This is a genomic window from Streptomyces sp. NPDC048507 (assembly GCF_043199995.1).
Classification (GTDB): domain Bacteria; phylum Actinomycetota; class Actinomycetes; order Streptomycetales; family Streptomycetaceae; genus Streptomyces.
Genome location: NZ_JBICWZ010000022.1, coordinates 82,310 through 92,175, shown reverse-complemented (window position 1 = coordinate 92,175; position 9,866 = coordinate 82,310). Strand labels below are relative to the sequence as shown.

At 77.1% G+C, this 9,866-nt stretch carries 5 protein-coding genes; all 5 read left to right on the top strand.

The annotated features are described in order from the left end of the window. Positions 1–723, top strand: a 723-nt coding sequence (locus tag ACGFXC_RS34320; protein WP_393718821.1) for a phosphopantetheine-binding protein, incomplete at its 5' end; no start/stop codon positions are given. Continuing rightward, positions 720–1,523 carry a thioesterase II family protein gene (locus tag ACGFXC_RS34315; RefSeq protein WP_393718820.1) on the top strand — a complete coding sequence of 268 codons (804 nt, stop codon included), beginning with the start codon at positions 720–722 and terminating at the stop codon, positions 1,521–1,523. The genes ACGFXC_RS34320 and ACGFXC_RS34315, both read left to right, overlap by 4 nt. A gap of 64 nt (positions 1,524–1,587) precedes the next feature. Next, on the top strand, positions 1,588–2,631 hold the full coding sequence (locus tag ACGFXC_RS34310; protein WP_393718819.1) for a TauD/TfdA family dioxygenase: 1,044 nt from the start codon (positions 1,588–1,590) through the stop codon (positions 2,629–2,631). 5 nt (positions 2,632–2,636) lie between these two features. After that, on the top strand, positions 2,637–4,451 hold the full coding sequence (locus ACGFXC_RS34305) for an amino acid adenylation domain-containing protein (protein WP_393718818.1): 1,815 nt from the start codon (positions 2,637–2,639) through the stop codon (positions 4,449–4,451). A gap of 5 nt (positions 4,452–4,456) precedes the next feature. After that, a complete protein-coding gene (locus tag ACGFXC_RS34300) occupies positions 4,457–9,742 on the top strand; it encodes a condensation domain-containing protein (RefSeq protein ID WP_393718817.1) in 5,286 nt (1,761 codons plus the stop codon). The last annotated feature ends 124 nt before the right edge of the window (positions 9,743–9,866 follow it).

The following is a 9,866-nucleotide window of genomic DNA, read 5'->3' as shown; positions in this document are numbered from 1 at the left end:
TACGGACCCCCCGGCACCCGCCTCTACCGCACCGGCGACCAAGCCCACTGGGACACCCACGGAAACCTCCACTACACCGGCCGCACCGACACCCAGATCAAAATCCGCGGCTTCCGCATCGAACCCACCGAAATCGAAACCACCCTCACCACCCACCCCCACATCACCCAAGCCACCCTCACCACCCATCCCGACCACCACCGCACGCCCCAGCTGACCGCCTACCTGGTCACCACCGACGAGGGCCTCTCGCCGCAGGACGTCCGTCTGTGGCTGCGTACCCTGCTGCCCGACCACATGGTCCCGGCGTTCGTCGTCCTGCTGGACCGGCTGCCGCTCACCCCCAACGGGAAGATCGACAAGGGCGCGCTGCCCGCACCGCAGGCCGTGACCACGGCGGGCGGCCGCGCGCCGCGCACGCCGCTGGAGGAGAAGGTCCGCACCTGGTTCGGCGACGCCCTGGCCACGCCCTCCCCGCTGTCGATCGACGACAACTTCTTCGACCAGGGCGGCCACTCCCTGCTCGCCGCCCGCCTGACGCACCGCATCGGCAGCGCCCTCGGCATCACCCTCACCCTGCGCGACGTCTTCCAGCACCCCACGCCCGCCACCCTCGCCCAGCACATCGAGACCCGGCTGGCGGCCTCCGCACCGCCCGCGCCCCGGCGCGCCCGGCCCGTGCTGCGCCGCCGCACCCCCGACCAGGAACGGAGTTCCTCATGAGCACCGACGACCAGGACCAGACCGGCTTCACCCCGGCACCCGACGACGTGGTCTGGGACCTGCCGGGCGAGGGGCCGCAGCGCACCGCGCTGCTGGTCCTGCCGCACGCCGGCGGCAACGCCCACGCGTACGCCGGGTGGCGCGAGCACCTGCCGGCCGACGTGCGGCTGCTGATCGGCCAGTACCCGGGCCGCGGCGCCCGCTTCGCCGAGGACCTCCCCCGGGACATCGCCGACCTGGCCGGGCCGGTCGTGGCGGCCCTGCCCGCCGGGGTCACCGAGGACCTGGTGGTGCTCGGGCACAGCATGGGCTCGCTCGTCGCCTTCGAGGTGGTGCGCAGCCTGGAGGCGGCCGGCCACGCGCCGCGCGCCCTGGTCGCCTCGGCCTGCCGGGCCCCGTTCCTGGCCAACCCGTGCGCCGTGTACCCGGAGCTGCTCGACGACGACGAGCTGGTCGCCGCCATCAAGGAGCGCGGCGGCACGGACGACGGCATCCTCGACGAACCGGAGCTGCGGGAGATCATCCTCCCCTCCATCCGGGCCGACTTCGCCATCGACGACGTGTACCGCTGCCCCGAGGCCGAGGCACGGGTGGCCTGCCCGGTGACGGTGATCGGCGGGGACGCCGACCCGGTCGCCCCGGCGGCCTCGCTGGACCGCTGGGCGCGGATCACCGACCGCGACTTCGCCTCGTACGTCCTGCCGGGCGGCCACTTCTACTTCCAGGAGCGCCTCCCGGAGTTCTTCTCCGTACTGGCCCCGGTGGTCGGCGGCCACGCCGCCGCCCCGGCCGCCGCCTGAGCGCGCCGCACCGCCCCTTCCCCCGCTCCTCCCCCGTCACTCCGCACCTCCCCAAGGACGTCCCATGACCACGTACGCAGAGTCCCCCGCCGCGGCCACCGGCATCACCCCGGTCCGCGAGCCCGGCAAGCCCGTCGTCGTCCACACCCCGGCCGGGCTCGACCGGGCCGCCGCGGTGGCCTGGCTCACCGAGCACCGCGCCGCCATCCAGGCCGAGTTGCTGCGCAGCGGCGCCGTGCTGCTGCGCGGCCTGCCCGTCGAGGACGCGGCCTCCTTCGCCGCCGCCCGTGACGCGCTGGTCGAGCGGCGCGCCGGGTACAAGGAGAAGGCCACGCCGCGCACCGACTTCGGCGAGGGCGTCTTCTCCTCCACCGACCTGCCGGCCGTCCAGCCCATCCGGCTGCACAACGAGAACAGCTACACGCTGGACTTCCCCGGCGTGCTGCTGTTCGGCTGCGTCACCGCGCCCGAGGAGGGCGGGGCCACCACCGTCGGCGACATGCGCGAGGCGCTGCGGCTGCTGCCGCCGGAACTCGTCGAGCGGTTCGAGCGGGCGGGCTGGCTGCTCGTGCGCAACTACTCCGAACTCGCCGGGCTGCCCTGGTACAAGACCTTCGCCACCGAGGACAAGGCGGTCGCCGAGGCCTACTGCGAGGAGAACACCGTCGGCTACGAGTGGGTCGAGGAGGACGATTCGATGATCACCCGGCAGCGCCGGTCGGCGATCGTCACCCACCCCGTGACGGGCGAGCGGAGCTGGTTCAACCACTTCGCGTTCTGGAACAGCCGCACCCTGGACCCCGACGTCCGCGAGGTGCTCGTCGACACGTACGGCGAGGACGGGCTGCCCTTCAACACCTATCTGGGCGACGGCTCGCGGCTCACCGACGCCGAGGTCGACGCCGTCAACGCCGTGTACGACCGGGTCACCGTCCGGGAGACCTGGCAGCGGGGGGACCTGATGCTCGTCGACAACATCCTGTGCGCGCACGGCCGCGAGGCCTACAAGGGCGACCGGAAGATCCTCGTCGCGATGGGCGAGCCCGTCGCGCTGGCCGACTGCGCGCCCGCCACCCAGCCGTCCACCACCGTCTTCGCCGGGGAGTGAGCGCCGTGACCGCCGTACTCCCCGAGCGTTCCCGCACCCGCGCGGGCTCCACCGTCCCCGACCTGCTGGAGCGCCTCGCGCTGGCCCCGGCCGACCGGACCGCCGTCGTGGCGGGCGGCCGCGCGCTGGACTTCGGCGAGCTGCGCGCCGAGGCGGCGCGCATCGCGGCCCGGCTCGCCGCCCGCGGCATCGGCCCCGAGAGCGTGGTCGCACTGTGCCTGCCGCGCGGCGCCGAGCTGGTCACCGCCCTGATCGGCACCCTCACCGCGGGGGCCGCCTACCTGCCGGTGGACCCGAAGCTGCCGGCCGAGCGCCGGCGCTACCTCGTCGAGGACGCGGGGGCCGACCTGGTCGTCACCGCCGGCGCGGACGACGAGCCGCCGGCCGCGGGCATCGCGCACCTCCCGGTGGGCGCGCTGACCGCGCCCGGCCCCGACCTGCCGTTCGCGCCGGTGGCCGTCGGCGGCGACACCCTGGCCTACGTCATCTACACCTCCGGCTCCACGGGCCGCCCCAAGGGCGTGGAGATCGGCCGGGCCGCCGCGTCGGCGCTGCTCGCCGAGCTGGAGGGCGCCTCGATCGCCGTCACCGAGGGCGGCCGGGTCGGCTGGAACGCCTCGCCGTCCTTCGACGCCTCCGTGCAGCAGTGGGTGCGCCTGTGCCGGGGCGACACCCTGGTGATGATCGACGACGAGACCCGCGCGGACCCGGCCCTGCTGGCCGCCCTGATCGACGACGAGGCCCTGACCGACCTGGACATCACCCCCGCGCACGCCGATCCGCTGCTCGACCTGCTCACCGCCGACGGCGGCCCGCGCCCGCTGACCCTGCTCATCGGCGGGGAGGCGCTCACCCCCGCCCTGTGGGGCCGGCTGGCCGGCCTCGGGGCGCGCGGGGTGCTGCGTACGGTCAACCTGTACGGGCCCACCGAATGCACCGTGGACGCCACGGCGGGCTGGGTGGAGGGCGAGGGCGCCCCGCACATCGGCGGCGTGCTGCCGGGCCTGCGGATGCGGGTCCTCGACGAGAAGCTGAACCCGGTCGCCGAGGGCGGCAGCGGCGAACTGTACCTGGCGGGGCCCCGCGTGGGCCGCGGCTACCGGGGCCGGCCCGCGCTGACCGCCGAGCGGTTCGTGGCGGACGCCGCCGGGGAGGGCTACGGCGGCCGCATGTACCGCACCGGCGACCGCGTACGGCTGCTGCCGGGCGGCCGGCTGGCCTACCTGGGCCGGGCCGACGGCCAGATCAAGCTGCGCGGGCACCGCATCGAACTCCCCGAGGTCGAGGCGGCGGTGGCCGCCTCCCCCGGGGTCGCCGAGGCGGCCGTCGTGCTCCGTGACGACGTCCACGGCGCGCCGGGCCTGGTCGCCTACTACCGGGCCGCCGGGCACGTCACCGCGGCGGCCCTGCGCGAACGCCTGACGGCCGTGCTGCCCGGCTACATGGTCCCGGCGGCCTTCGTGGCCCTGGAGCGGTTCCCCGTCACGGTCGGCGGCAAGGTGGACCGCGCCGCGCTGCCCGCCCCCGCCCCCGCCGACGCCCCCTCCCCGGCCGCGGACCGGCCCGCGGACCTGACCGCCTCGCAGGCCCTGATCGCGGGCGTCTGGGCCGCGGTGCTCGGCGCCGCCTCCGTCGGACCCGACGACAACTTCTTCAAGCTGGGCGGCCATTCGCTGCTCGCGATCAAGCTGGTCTCGCGGGTCCGCGCCGAACTGGGCGTCTCCCTCCCGGTGAAGGCCGTCTACGCCAACCCGCGCCTGCGGGACCTGGCCGCCCACCTCGACACGCTGGTCGCGGCCGCCGCGAGCCAGGACTCCTGAAGGACATGACCGTGATCCCGTTGTCGTACGCCCAGCGCCGGCTGTGGTTCCTGGGGCGCCTCCACGGCCCCTCCGCCGCCTACAACGCCCCGGTCGTCCTGCACCTCGACGGCGAACCCGACGCCGGGGCGCTGGCCCTCGCGGTGGCCGACGTCGTGGAACGGCACGAGGTGCTGCGCACCGTCCTGCCGGCCGGGCCGGACGCGGAGCCGTACCAGCGGGTGCTGCGCGAGGCGCCCGCCGCGCGGCTCACCGCCGAGGAGTGCGCGCCGGGGGAACGGGACGCGCGGGTGGCCGCCTTCGTGCGGCAGCCGCTGGACATCACCACCGGACCGCCGCTGCGGGCCCGGCTGTTCCTGCCGGGCGACGGCACCGCCACCCTGGTGCTGCTGATCCACCACGTGGCCACCGACGGCTGGTCGGTGCGCCCCCTGCTGCGCGACCTGGCCGGGGCCTACGGGGCCCGGCTCGCCGGCCGGGCTCCCGGCGGGGAGCCGCTGCCGGTGCAGTACGCCGACTACGGCCAGTGGCAGCACGAACTGCTCGGCGACCCGGCGGATCCGGACAGCCTGGCCGCCGAGCAGGTCGCGTACTGGCGGACCGCGCTGGCGGGGGCCCCGGCGGTGCTGGACCTGCCGGCCGACCGCGCCCGGCCCGCGGAGCCCTCGGGCCGGGGCGCCGCGCTCACGGCCCGGCTGGACGCGGCCGCGCACGGCGGACTGCTCGCCCTGGCCCGCGGACAGCGGGCCAGCCTGACCATGGTGGCCCGGGCGGCCCTCGCCGCGGCCCTGTCGGCCGCCGGGGCCGGTACGGACGTGGTGATCGGGACGCCCGTCGCGGGCCGGCCCGAGGAGGACCTGTACGACCTCGTCGGCTTCTTCGTGAACTCCCTGGCCCTGCGCACCGACCTGTCGGGCGATCCGGCCGTCGGGGAGCTGGTGCGGCGGGTGCGGGAGGCGGACCTGGCCGCGTACGAACACCAGGAGCTGCCCTTCGACCTGCTGGTGGAACGGCTCAGCCCGGAGCGGGCCCTGGACCACCACCCCTTCTTCCAGGTGATGCTGACCGTCGACGCGGGCGGAGCCGGCGGGGGCCCGGTGCGGCTGGGCGGCGGGATCACCGGCCGCCCGGCCGAAGTGGACCTGGGGACGGCGAAGTTCGACCTCACCTGGTACTGCGCGGAGCGGCACACCGCCGACGGCCGCCCGGACGGCGTCGACGTCCACGTGCAGTACGCCACCGACCTCTTCGACGCCGGCACCGCCCGGCTGCTGCTCGACCTCTACGTCCGCGCCCTCGAAGCCTTCGCCGCCGACCCGGCGGCCCGCCTCGGCTCCCTGGACCTGCTGCCCGCCGCCGCGGCCGCCGCCCTGGCCGCCCGGCCGCACCGGACCGCCGCCGCCCCGGCGCCCGCGCCGGCCCGGGGCTCGGCCCCGGCCCGGCGGGACGTGCTCGCGCCCCGGGAGGAGATCCTGTGCGGGCTGTTCGCCGAGGTCCTCGGACGTGACGGGGCCCTCGCCGCCGACGCCAACTTCTTCCGCAGCGGCGGGCACTCGCTGCTCGCGAGCAAGCTCGTCAACCGGATCCGGGGCGCCCTCGGCCTGGAGCTGGGCATCCGGGACCTGTTCCTCGCCCCGACCCCGGCCGCGCTGCACCGGCGGCTGGCCGCCGCGGGCGCGGCGGCGGCGGCGCGGCCCGGGCCCGTTCCCGTACCGCTGCGCCCGGAGCGGATCCCGCTGTCGGCGGCGCAGCGGGCGCTGTGGCTGCTGGACCGCATCGAGGGGCCCACGGCCGCCTACAACGCCCCGCTGGTGCTGTGGCTGGACGCCGTCCCCGACCGGGCGGCCCTGTCCGCCGCGCTGGACGACCTGGTGGCGCGGCACGAGGTGCTGCGCACCGTGTACGGGGCCGAGGGCGGGGAGCCGTACCAGCGGGTGCTGGACGGCCCCGCCGAGCCGCTGGTCGTGACCGGCTGCGGGCCGGGCGAACTGGAGGGCCTGGTCGACGGGTTCGGCCGGGAGGCCTTCGACCTGGCCGCCCGGCCGCCGCTGCGGGCCCGGCTGTTCGTGCCGGGTGACGGCCGGTCCGTGCTGGTGCTGCTGCTGCACCACATCGCCACCGACGGCTGGTCCCTGGCCCCGCTGCTGCGCGACCTCGGCGAGGCGTACGCGTCCCGCCTCGCGGGGCGGGCTCCCGCACTCCCCCCGCTGCCGGTGCAGTACGCCGACTACGCGCTGTGGCAGCGCGCGCTGCTGGAGGATCCAGCCGGCCTGCTCGGCTTCTGGCGCGGGGCCCTGGAGGGGATGCCCGCGCGGACGGAGCTGCCCGCCGACCGGCCGCGCCCGGCCGAGCCCTCGGGCCGGGGCGCCAGCGAGTCGGCGGTGCTGGGCGCGGACGCGCACCGGGCACTGGCGGCGCTGGCGCGGGAACGGCGGGCGAGCCTGTTCATGGTGGCCCGGGCCGCGCTGGCCGCCACCCTGTCGGCCACCGGCGCGGGCGAGGACCTCGCGATCGGCACGCCCGTCGCGGGCCGCGGCGACCAGGACCTGCACGAGCTGGCCGGCTGCTTCGTGAACTCCCTCGCCCTGCGCACCGACCTGTCCGGGGACCCGTCGGCCGGGGAGCTCGTCGAGCGGGTCCGGGACGCGGACCTGGCCGCCTTCGACCACCAGGACCTGCCCTTCGACCTGCTCGTCGAGCAACTGGGCGACCCGGACCGGGTGCTGGGCGAGCACCCGTTCTTCCAGGTGATGCTGACCGTACGGGAGGCCGCCGACGACCGGGTGCGGCTCGGTCCGCTCACCGGCCGGGCCGGGAGCACCGACCTGGGCGCCGCCAAGTTCGACCTGAGCTTCCACTGCGCCGAGCGGCACGCGGCGGACGGCGGCCCGGGGGGCCTCGACGTCCACGTGCAGTACGCCACCGACCTCTTCGAGCCCGGCACCGCCCGGCTGCTGCTCGACCTCTACGTCCGCGCCCTCGAAGCCTTCGCCGCCGACCCGGCGGCCCGCCTCGGCTCCCTGGACCTGCTGCGGGACGCGGAGCGGCAGGAGCTGGCGGAGCGCCGCGGCCGCCGGGAGGCGCTCGCGGCCGCGACGGCGCAGCCGCGGACCGGGCCCGCGCCCGCCGTGCTCTCCCCGCGCGAGGAGATCCTGTGCGGGCTGTTCGCCGAGGTCCTCGGGCGCGAGGGGGCGTTCGCCGCCGACGCCAACTTCTTCAAGTCGGGCGGGCATTCGCTGCTGGCCAGCCGCCTGGTCAACCGGATCCGGGCCGTGCTGGGCGCCGAGGCGGGGATCCGCGACCTGTTCCTGGCGCCGACCCCCTCGGCCCTGCACCGCCGCCTCGGCGCGGCCGGCCCGGCGGGCGCGGCGCGGCCCGCGCTGGTCCCCGTCCCGGAGCGGCCCGAGCGGATCCCGCTGTCGTACGCGCAGCGCCGGCTGTGGTTCCTGGACCAGCTGGAGGGGCCCTCGGCCACCTACAACATCGCGCTCGTACGGTCCCTGGAGCAGCCCCTGGAGCCGGTGGCGCTCGCCGGGGCGCTGGCGGACGTCGCCGCCCGGCACGAGGTGCTGCGCACGGTGTACGGGACCGAGGGCGGGGAGCCGTACCAGCGCGTGCTGGAGGGAGCGCGCCCGCAGCTGGAGCTGGTGCACGCCGCCGACGTGGCGGCCGCCGTCGACGAGGCGGCCGGGCACGTCTTCGACCTCGCGCGGGACCTGCCGCTGCGGGCCTGGCTGCTGCTGCCGGAGGGCGGGGGCCCGCAGACGCTGGTGCTGCTCCTGCACCACATCGCGGCGGACGGCTGGTCCACCGGAGTGCTGCTGGACGATCTGGCGGCCGCGTACGCGGCGCGGGCGGCGACGGGCCGGGAGCCCGGCTGGTCGCCGCTGCCCGTGCAGTACGCGGACCACACCCTGTGGCAGCGCGGGCTGCTGGCCGAGCCGGAGGCGGAGATCGCCCACTGGCGTGCGGCGTTGGCGGGGCTGGCGCCGCTGATCGACCTGCCGACGGAGCGGGAGCGGCCGGCCACGCCCTCCGGGCGGGGGGCCGTCACCGGCTTCGCGGTGGGCGCGGAGACCCACCGCGGACTGCTCCGGATCGCGCACGCCCAGGGCGCCACCCTGTTCATGGTGGTCCAGGCTGCGCTGGCGGCGGCCCTGACCCGGGCCGGGGCGGGCACCGACCTCGCCCTCGGCACCACCGTCGCGGGGCGCGGCGACGACGCCCTGTCGGGGCTGGTCGGCTTCTTCGTCAACACGCTGGTGCTGCGCACCCGCACGGACGGCGACCCCGGGTTCGCGGAGCTGGTGACCCGGGTGCGGGAGGCCGGTCTGGAGGCGTACGCGCACCAGGACCTGCCGTTCGACCTGCTGGTGGAGGCCCTCAACCCGCACCGCTCCTCGGCCCACGACCCCCTGGTGCAGGTGATGCTCCAGGTGAACCCGGCTCCGGCCGCGGACCCGGGCGGACCGCTGGCGGGCACGGAGCTGCCCTTCGCGGCGCGGACCGCGAAGTCCGAACTGACCTTCGCCCTGACCGAGCTGGCCGGGGGCGGTCTGTCGGGCGTGCTGGAGTACGCCACCGACCTGTACGGGCCCGGCGGCGCGGGCCGGCTGGCGGCGCTGCTGGTCTCGGCGCTGGAGCTGTTCGCGGCCGATCCGGCGCGGCGCGTGTCCGACCTGCCGGGGCCGGTGGACCGGCGGCCCGCGCGGCCGCTCGTCGGCGGCTACCCGGTCGACCCGGTGCGGGTGGCGGCCGTGCTGGCGGAGCACCCGGGGGTGGAGTCGGTGCGGGCCCGCGCGGAGGGCGGCCGGCTGATCGCGGAGGCGGTCCCGGAGGCCGGCGCGGTGACGGAGGCGGAGCTCCAGGCCTGGGCCGCCCAGCGGCTGCCGGAGTACGCGGTCCCCTCGGCGGTCCTCCTGCCGGAGGGCCCCGGGGGCTCCGGGGAGTCCGAGGAGTCCGGGGCCACCGCGGCCGCCCCGGATCAGGCCCCGGCGGCCGCTCCGCTGACGGAGGCCCTGCTGCGGCTCTTCGCGGAGGTGCTGGAGCGCGGGCGGATCGGCCCCGAGGACAACTTCTTCAAGTCCGGGGGGCATTCGCTGCTCGCGGTGCGGCTGGTGAACCGGGTCCGGGCGGAGCTGGGCCGCGAGCTCACCCTGCGCGAGGTGTTCCGCCACCCCACCCCGGCCCGGCTGGCGGCCCTCCTCGCGGAAAGCGCCTCCGCGACGCCGCCGCCGCCCGCTCCGGCCCTGCGCCGCCGCACCCGGGCGGGGGCCCGCGTCCACACCTGAGCCCGCCCCGGCCCGTCCGCCCCGCGGCCCCGCGCGTCTTCCCGCGCGGGGCCGCCCGACGTTCCCGCCCTCCCGGGGCCGGGGCCCGGGCCGTGCCGCCCGTCCGCAGTCCCGCCGGACCGGC